The organism is Roseomonas sp. USHLN139, assembly GCF_037145735.1.
Classification (GTDB): domain Bacteria; phylum Pseudomonadota; class Alphaproteobacteria; order Acetobacterales; family Acetobacteraceae; genus Pseudoroseomonas.
This window is the reverse complement of the sequence record NZ_JBBCWY010000001.1, coordinates 1,578,859-1,593,529: the sequence shown is the minus strand read 5'-3', so window position 1 is coordinate 1,593,529 and position 14,671 is coordinate 1,578,859. Positions and strand designations below refer to the sequence as shown.

The 14,671-nt window shown below is 69.1% G+C and carries 12 protein-coding genes; 5 read left to right on the top strand and 7 right to left on the bottom strand.

Going from position 1 to position 14,671, the window contains the following annotated elements; genetic code table 11:
• Together WFI16_RS07330 and WFI16_RS07325 are read right to left on the bottom strand one after the other, a co-directional pair.
• Window positions 1–414: hypothetical protein (locus WFI16_RS07330; RefSeq protein WP_419897122.1), on the bottom strand; the 414-nt coding region annotated here is incomplete at its 3' end.
• Between the two features lie 1,727 nt (window positions 415–2,141).
• The gene (locus WFI16_RS07325; RefSeq protein WP_419897121.1) at window positions 2,142–3,452 is read right to left on the bottom strand and encodes a tyrosine-type recombinase/integrase; all 1,311 of its coding nucleotides are present in this window, start codon (window positions 3,450–3,452) and stop codon (window positions 2,142–2,144) included.
• Between the two features lie 550 nt (window positions 3,453–4,002).
• Between WFI16_RS07325 and WFI16_RS07320 the strand changes: the two genes are divergently transcribed.
• From WFI16_RS07320 to nhaA, 4 genes are all read left to right on the top strand, one after another.
• Complete coding sequence (locus tag WFI16_RS07320) at window positions 4,003–5,343, top strand: ABC transporter substrate-binding protein (protein WP_419897120.1); 1,341 nt, start codon at window positions 4,003–4,005, stop codon at window positions 5,341–5,343.
• Complete coding sequence (locus tag WFI16_RS07315; protein WP_419897119.1) at window positions 5,340–7,073, top strand: ABC transporter permease; 1,734 nt, start codon at window positions 5,340–5,342, stop codon at window positions 7,071–7,073. Before WFI16_RS07320 ends, WFI16_RS07315 begins: the two co-directional genes overlap by 4 nt.
• Window positions 7,070–8,098, top strand: a complete 1,029-nt coding sequence (locus WFI16_RS07310) for an ABC transporter ATP-binding protein (RefSeq protein WP_419897118.1) — start codon at window positions 7,070–7,072, stop codon at window positions 8,096–8,098. Before WFI16_RS07315 ends, WFI16_RS07310 begins: the two co-directional genes overlap by 4 nt.
• 271 nt (window positions 8,099–8,369) lie before the next feature.
• Complete coding sequence (gene nhaA / locus WFI16_RS07305) at window positions 8,370–9,563, top strand: Na+/H+ antiporter NhaA (protein ID WP_419897117.1); 1,194 nt, start codon at window positions 8,370–8,372, stop codon at window positions 9,561–9,563.
• A gap of 48 nt (window positions 9,564–9,611) precedes the next feature.
• On the opposite strand, the gene WFI16_RS07300 is transcribed toward nhaA, so the two are convergent.
• The 3 genes from WFI16_RS07300 to WFI16_RS07290 all read right to left on the bottom strand — a co-directional run bounded on the left by WFI16_RS07300 (window position 9,612) and on the right by WFI16_RS07290 (window position 12,545).
• Window positions 9,612–10,931: a TRAP transporter large permease gene (locus WFI16_RS07300; RefSeq protein WP_419897116.1), complete on the bottom strand. Its 1,320-nt coding sequence runs from the start codon at window positions 10,929–10,931 to the stop codon at window positions 9,612–9,614.
• Window positions 10,928–11,482, bottom strand: coding sequence for a TRAP transporter small permease (locus WFI16_RS07295; protein WP_419897115.1), 555 nt, complete (start codon window positions 11,480–11,482; stop codon window positions 10,928–10,930). Before WFI16_RS07295 ends, WFI16_RS07300 begins: the two co-directional genes overlap by 4 nt.
• A 70-nt stretch (window positions 11,483–11,552) precedes the next feature.
• On the bottom strand, window positions 11,553–12,545 hold the full coding sequence (locus tag WFI16_RS07290) for a TRAP transporter substrate-binding protein (protein WP_419897114.1): 993 nt from the start codon (window positions 12,543–12,545) through the stop codon (window positions 11,553–11,555).
• Between the two features lie 181 nt (window positions 12,546–12,726).
• Between WFI16_RS07290 and WFI16_RS07285 the strand changes: the two genes are divergently transcribed.
• Entirely contained in the window at window positions 12,727–13,281 is a 555-nt protein-coding gene (locus WFI16_RS07285; RefSeq protein ID WP_419897113.1) for a DNA-3-methyladenine glycosylase I, read from the top strand.
• Between the two features lie 33 nt (window positions 13,282–13,314).
• Here WFI16_RS07285 and WFI16_RS07280 read toward each other — a convergent pair whose 3' ends face one another.
• Window positions 13,315–13,869, bottom strand: coding sequence for an NUDIX hydrolase (locus tag WFI16_RS07280; protein ID WP_419897112.1), 555 nt, complete (start codon window positions 13,867–13,869; stop codon window positions 13,315–13,317).
• Window positions 13,870–13,908: 39 nt separating this feature from the next.
• On the bottom strand, window positions 13,909–14,670 hold the full coding sequence (gene truA / locus WFI16_RS07275) for a tRNA pseudouridine(38-40) synthase TruA (RefSeq protein ID WP_419897111.1): 762 nt from the start codon (window positions 14,668–14,670) through the stop codon (window positions 13,909–13,911).
• Between the last annotated feature and the right edge of the window lies 1 nt (window position 14,671).

Here is a 14,671-nt window from a genome sequence, read left to right as displayed (position 1 = left end):
AGCATCTTCCGCCGGCCCTCCGATCTCACCCGCATAGGGCATGAGATCGATGATGGTATCGAGGATCAGGTGCAGCTCCTGACGGCCCGCGGAGCCCTCCCGAAGGACAGCTGCGGCGCGTGCTTCTATCGCCTCGATATCGCGCCGGTTCCTCTCGATCTCGTCCATCTTGAATTCGGCTCGATGGGCAGCGCTCTCGAAGACGGAAGCGTTGATGCCGTCGGCCATGGATGCCGTGGCTAAGTCCATCTTCTCCGAGGCCGCAGCGCGGGCCTCTGCGGAGCCCTGTTGCTCATTGCTGGCGGCCTGCAGGAACTGCCCGAGGTCATTGTGGAGGGTTTGCAAAGGAAGCGCAGGAGCCTCGGCGGCAGCGTCGCGGACGTCTGTTCCCGCAGCAGGTTGGCGATCGCGCACCTTGCCTCTGCGGCTCGCTGAGCGCTGCCCGTTCCCTGACTTCATGCTGTAACCGCCTCATGCCGGCTCCCCATGCAGAAAGAGACGGCGCGGCGGGCCGGGCATGAGGAACCGGCTTTCGGCGGCCAAACCTAGCCGCGCCAGGGTGAAGCATAGTCATCGGCAGCAAGAACGGGAAGAGAACTGGACGCAGGGTCGCGGTCGCTGTGCGTCGCTAGCGGCCGGGAAAAAAGTTCTGCGGATATCGCGGAGCCGCACGGATGCCCCCAGTACGGTCCGGCCCCTGCTTCCGGGAGAGATCTATGCCCCCCCCTCCCGCCTCAAGCCCAGGCCATGCACCGCAGCGGCTGGGCAGGGTTCGCTACTGCAGGGCAAACAGGCCCGGTAACGCTTGGTGACAGAGGTCCGTAAGATTTCCTGCCATCCGTCCAAATTTCCGCACAGCAACAAGAACAACAACAACAAGCCGAATCTTTTCCGACAAAATCCCCCGCAGACCGGGCCGCGAATTACTCCCGGTTGGAGACCCTCGCAGGAAGGACCCAATTGGGGGGGTACCCCTTGGACCCCGCAAGCCATGCTGCCGTCTGTTCGACAGCCCAGGGTCCTGCCTTCGCGACACGGCCACGCTGCAAGCAGCCATACGGCCCTAGGTCCATAGAAGCTGGCTTGAGGCGCAGTGATGTGAGGGCGTGCGGGCAGCGGGGCATGAGGGCATCGGGCGATGCGGGCACCGAGCCATACCCGCATACGGCCACACGGCGATGCAGCCATACGGCCATACGTCAATACGGGCTCACAGTCAGCCGGCTTACGGCGCAGCGGTGGGAGGGCGTGCGGGCAGGGGGGGGCATGAGGGTATCGGGCGACGCGGGCACCGAGGCATACCCGCATACGGCCACACGGCGATGCAGCCATACGGCCATACGTTCATACGGGCTCACAGCCAGCCGGCTTGCGGCGCAGCGATGTGAGGGCGTGCGGGCAGCGGGGCATGAGGGCATCGGGGAATGCGGGCACCGAGGCATACCCGCATACGGCCACACGACGATGCAGCCATACGGCCATACGTCAATACGGGCTCACAGCCAGCCGGCTTGCGGCGCAGCGATGTGAGGGCGCGCGGGCAGCGGGGCATGAGGGCATCGGGGAATGCGGGCACCGAGGCATACCCGCATACGGCCACACGACGATGCAGCCATACGGCCATAGGCCCATACGCCCATATGCGGACACGGCCAGCTGGCTTCGCCACCGTGATGTGAGGGCGTGCGGGCAGGGGGGCATGAGGGCATCAGGCAGCGAAGCCGCCTCGGTAAGGCGTCCGCGTCATGCTGGCCGGGAGTGGAAGATCCCGTGGTTGCTGACAGACGGAAGCCCAGATGCTGGACCCGCTCAATCCATGCGCCAAGTACATAGCTTAGGCTGGACGCCATGCAGGGAACGGATGGCGGAACGGCAGGAACGGTAAATGAATTTTAACTGTTCCTGATTCTTCTTTCTATATCAGTTACTTATCCTGTGGAGGAACGGCAGGAACGGCGGAACGGCACCACTTCTTAGTAGTCTGAAAGAAAGAGGGAGAGTGGAAAGCGGGGTTAAATCCCGCCGGAACAGCGCTCTACGTGTCACCACACGGCCGAAAAACCCCCACCTTCCCTGGCATGGCCGGAGGCTTGGGTGGGGGCCGGGGAGGGATAAGGGAGCCGCGGCAGACGGCGAGCTGGTCAGGCCGGCCGGTGGCGGTGAATGACGAAAACCTCGCCTGGCGCCTTGCTGCACCACTCGCCCCAGGCGTCCATCAGGCCCCGCCGACGGTCCAGCAGGTCGCTGCGGGCATAGGAGGCTTCGGTCTTGTCCCGCACCACATGCGCCAGAGCAGCCTCGGCCACCTCTCGACCTTCCGGCCGGGTCTCCCCTGCCCAGTCCCGGAATGTCGAGCGGAAGCCGTGGGGGACGATGGGTCGCCCCTCGGCGTCTCGCCACCGAGGCTGATCGCCATCGTCGTTGTCGTTCATTCGCCGCAGCGTCGCGATCAACGTCATGTTGCTGAGCGGTGCACCGGCGCGGGTGGCGCTGGGAAAGATCAAGCTGGAACCGCCACGGGCTTGCTCTCGGACGGCTTCCAGCACAGCCAGCGCAGCGGGGGAGAGGGGGACACGATGGCGGCGCTTCGCCTTCATACGTGACGCCGGCACCACCCACACCGCCTGCGCCCAATCGATCTCGCTCCACTTGGCCAGGCGCACCTCGCCCGTGCGGGCTGCTGTTAGGATGGCGAAGGCGAGCGCATGGATGGCCATGCCCGACCGTTCGCGCAGCGCCGCCATGAATGCTGGCAGCTCGCGCCAGGGCAGAGATGGGCGATGCTCTGGCAGCTTCACCTTGCGCGGCTTTGGCAGAATCTCCGCCAGGTGCCCGCGCCACCGAGCCGGGTTCTCTCCCTCGCGCCAGCCCCGTGCCCGGGCGAAGTCCAGCACCGCCTCGATGCGGCCCCGAACCCGCGAGCCCGTTTCTGGCGCCCGCGTCCAGATATCCCGCAAGACCGTCAGCACGTCATCGGTGCTGATGTCGTCTACTGACTTCGAACCGATGTGCGGGTAGGCGAGCGTGCGCAGAGTGCTTTCCCATTGCATCCGGTGCTTCGGGCTGGACCAACCGCCCTCCCTTTCAGCCAGCGCGGCCTCGGTGACGGCCTGGAACGTCAAGGGGGTCGCCGCCAGCGCGGCCGCCTCTTCCGCCGCCCGTCTGGCGGCTTCTTCGGCCTGGCGCGTGTCGAGGGGATCGAAGCCATCGCGCACCAGCTTGCGGGCGGTGGCGGCCTTTTCCCGCGCCTCGGCGAGGGTGACGCCGCCGCTGCGCCCATCCGGATCCGCACTGCCCAATCCCATCTCCCGGTCGCGGTCCCGGATCCGGTATCGGAAGAGCCAGGACTTGCCGCCGCCGGCCGCGATTTGAAGGTAGAGGCCGCCCCCATCGCCTAGCCGCACCGGCCGCTTGTGAGTGCCCGGATGCTTGGCGCTCGCCACCGCCCGCACCGTCAGTGAGCTTCCTTTGCCCGCCACGCCTACCCCCAATCTGTAGCTGCCACCGTTGGGGGTAGAAGGGGGGCATTTCCGAAGCTACCCCCAACGCTACCCCCAACGCGGCGTGCGCTTCAGTGATAGCAGGTGAGCCTCAGTGATACGATATGAGGCAACAGGCCTCTGAAAAGGCTTGGGGTCATGCGCCTCAGTGAGCCCAGGTGAGTATCGGTGATATTCGGGGATGGCAGACATCCCCTCCGCCACTTTCCCTTGGTCAATATGGCCTGCCAGCCTCGGTGCCTCCTCGGCGCGCGAGCGTGTCCCCTTGGCACGCGCTGGCCCGGTCCATGATCGGTCGGCGCGCCGAAGAGGCGCCTCTCTTCGAGAGGCGGCAGCCAGCCCCTGGCTGATGGCGCAGCCGACAAATTTCAGGCCATCGACGGCGGCCCGACCGTTCGGGCGGGCGGCAACCCCCATTCCTAAGCATGCGGCCCCGTGCCAGATTGCTGGAAAATGACTGCAGGCCCATTTTTGCAAGGGCCTGCCGAATGGGAGGCCGACCATGCCGCTGCCAGTCCTGTCCCGCCGTGCCATGCTTGCCGCCGGCGGCGCCGCCGCCCTGCTACCGGCCGCGGCCCGCGCCCAGCTCGAGCAGCGGGTGGTGGTGGTCACCAGCTTCTCGCGCGACGTCACGACCCCCTTCGCCACGGCCTTCGAGAAGGCCAATCCGGGCACCAAGGTCGAGATCCAGAACCGCAACACCAATGCCGCGGTCGCCTTTATCAGGGAGACGCGCTCCAGCCCGCCGGACCTGATGTGGGCCAGTGCGCCGGACGCCTTCGAGGTGCTGAAGCAGGGCAATGTGCTGGCCAGGCCGCGGATCGACACGAGGGGCATCCCCGAGCACATCGGCGGCCAGCCGACCAACGATCCGGATGGCCGCTATTTCGGCTTCGCGGTCAGCGGCTATGGCATCATGTACAACACGCGCTACCTCCGCGCGAACCGCCTGCCCGAGCCCAAGGAATGGGCCGACCTGATGAAGCCGGTCTATCAGGGGCATGTCGGCATTTCCGCCCCCAGCCGCTCGGGCACCACCCACCTGACCGTCGAGACCATCCTGCAGGGCGAGGGCTGGGCGAAGGGCTGGGCGCAGCTGCTGGAGATGGCCGGCAATTTCGCCCAGGTCTCCGACCGCAGCTTCGGCGTGCCGGACGCGGTGAACAGCGGGCAATACGGGCTCGGCATCGTCATCGACTTCTTCGGCCTCTCGGCCAAGGCCTCCGGCTTCCCGGTCGAGTTCGTCTATCCTTCCGTCACCACCCTGGTCCCGGCCAATATCGCGATGATCGAGGGCGCGCGGAACCCGAACGCCGCCCAGGCCTTCATCCAGTTCCTGCTCTCGCCGGAAGGCCAGCAGATCCTGCTCGACCCCAAGGTGATGCGCCTGCCGGTGCGCGCCGAAAGCTATGCCAAAGCCCCGGCCGGGTTTCCCAACCCCTTCACCAATCCCAGCCTCGGCGCCCGGGTGACCTTCGACAACGACGTGTCGGAGCTGCGCTACGAGCTGCTCAACAGCCTGTTCGACCGCGTCATCACCTTCCGCCTGAAGGAGCTGGTCGAGGCCTGGAAGGCGGTGCGCGCCGCCGAGGCGCAGCTGGCCAAGGCCGGCAATGCCGAGGGCCAGCGCCTGCTGGCGGAGGCCCGCGCGAAGCTGACCACGGTGCCGGTCACCGAGGCGCAGGCCGCCGACAAGGCCATCGCCGGCGCCTTCCGCGCGGCCAAGCCCGGCGAGCCGTCGGCCGGCCGCCAGGCGCAGTTCGAGGAGGAATGGGACCGCGCAACCGTCGCCGCCTATGCCGAGGGCAAGCGCCTCGCCGAACAGGCCCAGCGGGCCCGGTGAGCGAGGTTCTCGCGCGTCCCTGGCGGGCGCGGCTGCGCTTCGAGGCCAGTGTCAGCCAGGTCGTCGCGGCCAGCCTGGTCGCGGCCTTCCTGCTGGCCTTCCTGCTGGTGCCGGTGGGGCGGGTGATCCTGACCGCCTTCCTGGACCCGGCGGGCGGCTTCACCCTGGTGCATTTCGCCGATTTCTTCCGCACCAGCCTGTTCCTCGAAAGCTTCTGGAACAGCCTCTACGTCGCCGGGATGAGCGTGGTCTTCGCCTCGCTCCTGGCGGTGCCGCTGGCGGTCATCCTGGCGCGCTACCGCTTTCCCGGCCGGGCGCTGATCGCGACGCTCGGCGTGCTGCCGCTGGTGATGCCGCCCTTCGTCGGCGCGGTCGCGATGCAGCTGATCTTCGGCCGCAACGGCACGGTCAACCTGCTGCTGATGGACTGGTTCGATATCCGCCTCGACCTGATGGAAGGGCTGAATGGCGTCATCTTCGTCCAGTCGCTGCACTACTTCCCGTTCATCCTGATGAACCTCTCCGCGTCGCTGTCCAACATCGACGTGTCGATGGAGGAAGCCGGCCAGAATCTCGGCGCGCGCGGGCTGACGCTGCTGCGCACCATCGTGCTGCCGCTGGCGCTGCCGGGCTACCTGGCCGGCGCCAGCCTGGTCTTCGTCAAGGTCTTCGACGATCTCGCGACGCCCCTGCTGCTCAACGTCACCAACATGCTGGCGCCGCAGGCCTATCTGCGCGTCACCTCGGTCGGGCTGGCCGACCCGATGGGCTATGTGATCAGCGTCATCCTGATCGCGGTGTCGCTGGCGGCCATGGTCGGCTCCGGCCTGCTGCTGCGCGGGCGCGACTATGCCACGGCGCAGCGCGGCGGTGGCGGGCTGTCGCAGCGGCGCATGTCGCCCAGGGGAAAGCTGCTGGCCTGGCTCTTCGTCGTGCCGGTGCTGTTCCTGGTGCTGGCGCCGCATCTCGGCATCCTGCTGCTGAGCCTGGCCACCATCTGGTCCTTCAGCCCGCTGCCCGATGCCTTCACCCTGGCGCATTACGGCACGGTGCTGCGCGAGACGCCGCAGTTCCTGACCAACACCCTGCTGTTCTGCGGCATCGCCGCGCTGATCGACGTGGTGCTGGGGGTGGTCATCGCCTGGCTGGTGCACCGCACGAAGCTGCCCGGCCGGGCGCTGCTCGACCTCGCCGCGATGTCGGCGCTGGCCGTGCCCGGGCTGGTGCTGGGCATCGGTATCCTGCGCACCTATTTCGACACCCGCCTGCCGGGCGGTGATTCGCTGGCCACCTGGTGGGGCATGCTGATCATCGTGCTCGCCATCCGCCGGCTGCCCTATGCGCTGCGGGGTGCCACCGCCGCGCTGCGCCAGGTGCATCGCAGCCTGGAGGAGGCCGCCGAGAATGTCGGCGCCGGCAAGGCCACGACGCTGGCCCGCATCACCGTGCCGCTGATGGCCGGCGGGCTGGCGGCGGCCTTTGTCACCAGCTTTGCCACCGCCGCGGTGGAGCTTTCCGCCACGCTGGTCCTGGTGACGCGCGACGTCGATGCGCCGCTCTCCTACGGGATCTACATCTACATGCAGAGCGCCGCGGGCCGCGGCCCCGGCGCGGCGCTGGGCGTCATCGCCGTGCTGGCGGTCGCGCTCTGCACCTGGGCCGCGCATGCGGTCGCCGAGCGCGAGCGCAGCCGCCGCGCCAGAACGTCTGACAGCCAGGGGGCCGCATGAGCGTCGAGGTCGAAGCCGTCTCCTTCGGGTACGGCGCCACGCGGGTGCTGGACGATGTCTCGCTCTCGGTGCGCAAGGGCGAGTTCTTCGCCTTCCTGGGCCCGTCGGGCAGCGGCAAGACCACCCTGCTGCGGCTGATCGCGGGCTTCGGCACGCCCGACCGGGGCCGCATCGTGATCGGCGGCAAGGACATGACCCGCACCCCGCCCTGGAGCCGCAATGTGGGGCTGGTCTTCCAGAACTACGCGCTCTGGCCGCATATGACGGTGGGACAGAACGTCGCCTTCGGCCTGGATCGCCGCGGCGTCTCCCGCGCCGAGCGCGACCGCAAGGTGCGTGCCGCGCTCGACCTGGTGGGGCTCGTGCACCTGATCGACCGCCGCCCGGCGCAGCTGTCCGGCGGCCAGCAGCAGCGCGTCGCCATCGCCCGGACGCTGGCGATCGAGCCCGAGGTGCTGCTGCTCGACGAGCCGCTGTCCAATCTCGATGCCGCGCTGCGCGCCGGCGTGCGGCAGGAACTGGTGGAGTTGCAGCGCCGCCTGGGCCTGACCACCATCCTGGTCACCCATGACCAGGAGGAGGCGAATGCGGCCGCCGATCGCATGGCCGTGCTCGACGGCGGCAAGGTGCTGCAGGTCGGCCCCCCGGCGGAGCTCTACGACCGCCCCGTCAACCGCTTCGTGGCGGGCTTCCTCGGCACCGCCAACCTGATCGAGGGCGAGGTGACGGGCGGCATCTTCCGGGCCGGCCACGCCGTGCTGCCGCTGGCCGAACCGGCGGCCGATGGCCGCGCCACCCTGGCGCTGCGTCCGCAGAGCCTGCGGCTGGTGCGCGAGGACGAACCCGGCGCCTTGCAGGCCAGGGTGCTGCGCGCCGAGTTCCTGGGCGGGCATCTTCGCTACACGCTGGACCTGGACGGCCTGACCCTCATCGCCGAGGAAGCCCATCGGCGCGGCCGCGAACCCCTGGTACCCGGCGCAGCCATCCGGCTGGTGGTGGACCCCCGCCAGGTCTCGATCATCTAGGCGGGGCGGGGACAGGAGGGGCTGCGCCGGACCGGCACGGCCTCTCCTGGGCCGGAGATCAGGGCCGGGTGGGTGCGCCGCCTCGCCTGGTATCGGCCTGACCTGGTCCCCCCTCATGAACCCGACGGCCCAAGAACTTGTCCCGTCCCGGCTTGCCGGTTCCTTGCTTGGCTGTCATATCGGGTCCGGGTGCCGGCCTCGGTGACGGGGCGGGCAGGGCGTAGCGTTGGTCGGGCCGCCAGCGCGAGTTGCTTTGCCTGGAAGATTGCCGATGGCCCTGCCGCATCATGCCCGTCCCAGCTTTCTCCGCCGCTTCCTCGAGGGGCAGTCCTCGGCCGGCCTCGTGCTGATGGCCGCAGCGGCCGTGGCGCTGTTGATCGCCAATTCCCCGCTGGCCGCCGGGTATGAGGCGCTGCTGCACAGCAAGCTCGGACCGCTCTCGGTCAGCCACTGGATCAATGACGGCCTGATGGCGATCTTCTTCCTGCTGGTCGGGCTGGAGATCAAGCGCGAGGCGCTGGACGGACAGCTCGCCACCTGGCCGCGCCGTATCCTGCCCGGATTTGCCGCCGCCGGCGGCATGCTGGTGCCGGCGCTGATCTATCTCGGCTTCAGCAGCGGGGATTCGGCCCGGGGCTGGGCCATCCCGACGGCCACCGACATCGCCTTCGCCCTCGGCGTGCTGTCGCTGCTGGGGCCGCGCGTGCCGGCCTCGCTGCGGGTCTTCCTGGCGGCGCTGGCCATCATCGACGATCTCGGCGCCGTGCTGGTCATCGCCCTGTTCTATACGTCGGGCATCTCGCTGCCCGACCTGGCGGGCGCGGCGGCGGTGCTGGCGCTGCTGGTCGGGCTGAACCGGTTCGGCGTGCGCCGCCTGGCACCCTATCTGCTGCTGGGGCTGGTGCTGTGGCTGCTGGTGCTTCGCTCCGGCGTGCATGCCACGCTGGCCGGGGTGGTCCTGGCCTTCACCATCCCGCTGCAGCCGACGCCCGGCCGCCCGGATGTGGAATCGTCGCCGGAGAGCCCGCTGCACCGGCTGGAACATGGCCTGATCCTGCCGGTCGGCTTCCTGGTGGTGCCGATCTTCGGCCTGGCCAATGCCGGTGTCTCCTTCCTCGGCCTGCCGGCGGAGGCCTTCACGGCACCGGTGACGCTCGGCGTCGGCCTCGGCCTGCTGCTGGGCAAGGTCGTCGGCGTCCTCGGCTTCGCCCTGCTGGCGATCCGGCTCGGCCTCGCCGACATGCCGGCCCAGGCCGGCCGGCTGCAGATGCTGGGGATCGCGCTGCTCTGCGGCATCGGCTTCACGATGAGCCTGTTCATCACCCTGCTCGCCTTCCCCGACCAGCCCCTGCTGCAGACCGAGGCGAAGATCGGCATCCTGGGCGGGTCGCTGCTGGCCGGTGTCCTCGGCTACCTGCTGCTGCGGGTCGCACCGCGCGACCGGCTGGCGACGCCCTCCCGCTGAGGCGAGGCGGCGGCGGGCTCCGGGGCGGGGCCCGCCGCCGCTTCCTTCCTACTGCAGGAATTCCGGCGAGATCATCCAGGGCAGGAACAGCACCAGCGACGGCCAGACGATGATCAGCAGCAGCACGGCCAGCATCGGCAGCAGCATGATCATGGTGTCCTTCAGCGCATCGGCCATGCGCATGCCGGCGACCGAGCAGGCGATCATCAGGCATAGCCCGTAGGGTGGCGTCACCAGGCCGAAGGCCAGGGCCACGATGCCGATCATGGCGAACTGGATCGGGTCCATGCCGACGCTGACCGTCAGCGGCTGCAGGATGGCGCCGACGATGATGATCGCCGGGATCGCGTCGAGGAAGCAGCCGGTGACCAGGAAGATGGCGGCGATGAACAGGCCGGTGCCGATGGCGCCCATCCCCCAGCCCTGCACGCCCTGCAGCAGCACGCGCGGGATCTCGTAATAGGCCAGCAGCCAGCCGAAGGCGCTCGCCGTGCCGACGCAGAACAGCGCGATCGCCGCCAGCCGCCCGGAATCCACCAGGCTGGTCCAGAGGCCGCGCATGTCCATCTCGCGATAGACCAGCAGCGACAGGGCGCCGGCATAGAGCACCGCGATGCAGGCGCTCTCGGTCGCGGTGAACCAGCCGAACAGCTTGCCGCCGATGATGATCAGCGGCGTCATCAGGGCCGGCAGGGAGACGGCGAAGGCGCAGGCGAGCTGGCGCCAGGTCGAGCGCGGATAGGTCGGGTAGCCGCGCCGCACCGCATAGATGTGCACGGTCGCCATCTGCACCCCGGCGATCAGGATGCCCGGCACCACGCCCGCCAGGAACAGCCCGCCGATCGAGACGCTGAGCACGCCGCCCCAGACGATCATCAGGATCGAGGGCGGGATGATCACCGCCAGCACCGCCGAGACCGCGGTGACCGCGACCGAGAAGCTGTCGTCGTAGCCTTCCTTGCGCTGTGCCTCGATGAAGATCTTGCTCTGGCTGGCGGCATCCGCCGTCGAGCTGCCGGAGATGCCGGCGAAGAAGAAGGAGAGCACGATGTTGATCTGCGCCAGGCCGCCGGGGAAGTGGCCGACCAGCCCGCGCGACAGCGTCATCAGCCGGTCGGTGATGCCGCCGACATTCATCAGGTTGGCGGTCAGCAGGAAGAAGGGCACCGCCAGCAGGATGAAGCTGTTGTAGGCGTTGAAGGTCTCCTGCACGAGGATGAAGAGCGAGAGCCTGGGCTCGAGCACCAGGATCGGCGCGCAGGACAGGCCAAGGGCGAAGGCCACCGGCACGCGCAGCGCCAGCATCAGGAAGAAGCCGCCGAACAGGATGGCCGCCGCCAGGCCGGGGGTCAGCAGGGTGCCGCTCATGCGCGGAAGATCCTGTCGTCGCCGCGGCCGGCGAGCAGCCGGACGGCCAGCCACATCCGCTCGGCGCTGAACAGCACGAAGGACAGGCCGGCCAGCGGCCAGGCCATGTGGATCAGCCAGAGCGGCAGCTCGGCCATCTCGCTGATGCGGTAGAAGGCGGTCTCCGTGAACTCCCAGCCGAAGACCAGGAAGATCAGCGCGAAGGCCAGCACCGCCAGGCCGGTGACCAGCTCGATCCGCGCCAGGCCCTTCGGCGAGAGGCGGGGGAAGACATCGACGATGAAATGCGTCCCCTCGCGCACCGCCAGCATGGCGCCGATCATCACCATCCAGACCAGGCCGAAGCGGGCCATCTCCTCGGTCCAGATGTAGTGCGGCAGCAGCGCCGTGAAGCGCGAGACGATCTGCAGGGTGACGGGGAAGAGCAGCACCAGCACGCTGATCCCCAGCAGGCCGCGCAGCAGCGCGGCATAGAGGGCGATCAGCCGGTTCGGCCAGGCATCAGGCGGCGCACCGATGGCAGGGCCGCTGCCATCATAGATCTCGGTCATGCGGGGTTCCATCCGCTGGCCGCCCGCCGGATCCGGCAGGCGGCGCGTTGCAGCACGGGGCGGAGGATCGTCAGCCGGCGATGCCGGTGATGCGGCCGAGGATGCCCTCCGCCTCGATCTCGCGCGCATAGGTGCCGAGCACCGGCGCGACCTTGTCCATCAGCGCCTGGCGGTCGCGGAACTCGACCTTCTTCAGCCGGCCCGCCGCGGCCAGGGCGTCGATCTTCTGCCCGTCCTCGCCGGATTCGATCTGCCGGCCGAAGGCCGCGGCCTCCGGTCCGGCGCGCCGGATGGCGGCCTGCAGCTTGGCCGGCAGCCGGGCGAAGCTGCTGGCCGAGAAGCAGATCGGGCGCACCGTGATGGCGTGCTGGGTCAGCGCCAGATTCGGCGCCACCTCGAAGAAGCGCATCTGCTCGACGCCGGCCGCCTCGTTCTCGCCCGCCTCGATGACGCCGTTCTGGATGGCGTTGTAGATCTCGTTATAGGCGATGACCGTGGGCGACATGCCGGCCGCGGCGAAGGTGCGGCTCCAGATCGGCGCGCCCTGCACGCGGACCTTGATGCCGCGCAGCTCGGCCAGGTTCGTCAGCGGGCGATTGGCAAAGATGTTGCGGATGCCGCCCCCGGCATAGCCCACCAGCATGACGCGGGCGCGCTTCTCGACCTCGTCGCCGATCGGCTTCAGCAGGTCCTGGTCCATCACCTTGTTCCAATGCGCCAGGTCGCGGAACAGGAAGGGCGCGTCGATGAAGGGCGCGGCGCGCGAGAAGGTCGACATATGCGCCGGCGAGACGATGCCGTAGTCCACGGCCCGGCCCTGCGACATGTACTCGAAATACTGCTTCTCGAGGCCGAGGCTGCTGTTCTTGTGCAGCACGAAGTTGATCGGCTCGCCATAATACTGGCGGACCAGCTCCTCGAAGCGCACCAGGCAGCGGGTGAAGGCGTGCTCGTCGTTGAACTGCGAGGCGCCGTTCAGGGTGATGGTCTGGGCCGCGGCCTTGCCGATGATGGCAAAGCCGCCGAGCCCCATGGCATGGCCCAGCAGGGTCCTGCGCTGCATCCGGTTTCCTCCCCAAAATGGCCGAACTGCGCCGGCCTGGCGGGAAGGCTAGTCCATTCCGATCGGGCATTAAATGGCAGAATATCCACTTCCTGGTCATGCCGCTGGTGGCGGGCAGGCGGGCCGGTACGGATCGGCGCTGCCTGTGCTAGGGGGCGGAGATCGAGGGGGAGGACCGCCGATGGGCGAGGTCATGCGGTGCCGCTGGGCCAACAGCGATGCGCTGATGCAGCGGTATCACGACCAGGAATGGGGCGTCCCGATCCGGGACAGCCGCCTGCTGTGGGAAATGCTGATGCTGGAGGGCTTCCAGGCCGGCCTCTCCTGGCTGACCATCCTGCGCCGGCGCGAGGGGTTCCGTGCCGCCTTCCGCGATTTCGATCCGGTGGCCGTGGCGGGATTCGGGCCGGAGGATGTCGAGCGGCTGATGGGCGATGCCGGCATCATCCGCGCCCGGGCGAAGATCGAGGCGACGATCGGCAATGCCCGCGCCTACCTCGCCATGCAGGCGGCGGGCGAGGATTTTTCCGCCTTCGCCTGGGGTTTCGTCCAGGGCGTGCCGATCGTCGGTGACGGCGTGTCGCTGCCGGCGAAGACGCCCTTGTCGGAGCAGGTCTCGGCGGCCCTGAAGAAGCGCGGCTACAAGTTCGTCGGCCCGGTGATCGTCTATGCCTGGATGCAGGCGGTGGGCCTGGTGGATGACCATGCCCGCGACTGCTTCTGCCGCCGGGGCTGAGCGGCCACGCCCGTCGCCCCCGCCGGCCGGCGCTCACAGGCTGGTCGCCGCCCCCGGCAGCGGCGTCATGCCGCGCTGATCTTCTGGTGGGTTGGTCGCCGGCGCGCCGAGCGGCGCATGGCGCGTGGCGTGCCAGTGATGCAGCGCCCAATGCACCGATGGAAAGGCGATCTCGGCCCAGGGGATCTCCTCCCAGGCGAAGAAGCGGGTCTCCAGGCTCTCCGGTCCCGGCGCGATGCCCGGCTCGGCCAGGCTGGCGCGGAAGATGATCTGCACCTGGCCGATGCGGGCGATGGAATAGACCGCCAGGATGCCCTCGATGGCGAGGCGGGCGCGGGCCTCCTCGAAAGCCTCGCGCGCCGCGCCTTCGGCGACTGTCTCGCCGAGCTCCATGAAGCCGGCGGGCAGGGTCCAGAAGCCGGCGCGCGGCGGGATGGCGCGGCGGCAGAGCAGCACCCGGCCGCCCTCGACCACCACCGCACCGGTGACGATCTTCGGGTTCTCATAGTTGATGAAGCCGCAATCCGCGCAGGTCAGGCGCTCTCGGTCTTCACCCTCGGGGATCACGCGGTGGAATTGGCCGGCCATGCTGCCAGCCTGCCGGGGTCGGCGGCCGGCCGCAAGCCATCAGCACCAGTCGAGCGGCGACGGATAGCGGGCGGTGAGGAAGGTGAGCCCCTCGGCCGGGGCGTTCTGGCCGGCCAGCCTGCGGTCGCGCCCGTCCAGCAGCTGCCGGACCCACGGCACCGGCCGCCGGCCCAGCCCGACCTGCATCAGGCTGCCCACCATGTTGCGCACCTGGTGGTGCAGGAAGCTGCGCGCCGCGGTGTGGACCAGGATCTCGTCGCCCTCGCGGCGGACGTCGAGCTGATCGAGGGTGCGCAGCGCGTCCTTGGCCTGGCAGGCGGCGGCGCGGAAGGCGGAGAAGTCGTGGCGGCCCAGGATGGTCTGGGCGGCGGCATGCATGGCCTCGGCATCGACCGCCTGCGGCACGTGCCAGACCCGCCCGGCCAGCAGGGCAGGCCGCGCCCGGCGGTTGAGGATGCGGTAGCGGTAGCTGCGGCCGATGCAGGAGAAGCGGGCCGACCAGTCCTCCGGCGCCCGGGCGGCGGCGACGACCGAGACCGGATGCGGGCGGCTATAGGCGTTCAGCGCCTCGCGCAGCCGCAGCGGCGGCAGGTCGGCCGCCAGATCGATCTGCACCACCTGGCCCTCGGCATGCACCCCGGCATCGGTGCGGCCGGAGGCCTGGGTGGCGGCGGGGAGGCCGCCATTCAGCGGCGCCGCGCAATCCTCCAGCACCTGCTGCACCGAAAGCCCGGTGGTCTGGCGCTGCCAGCCGACGAAGGGCGCGCCATCATACTCGACCAGCAGGGCGTAGCGCGGCATG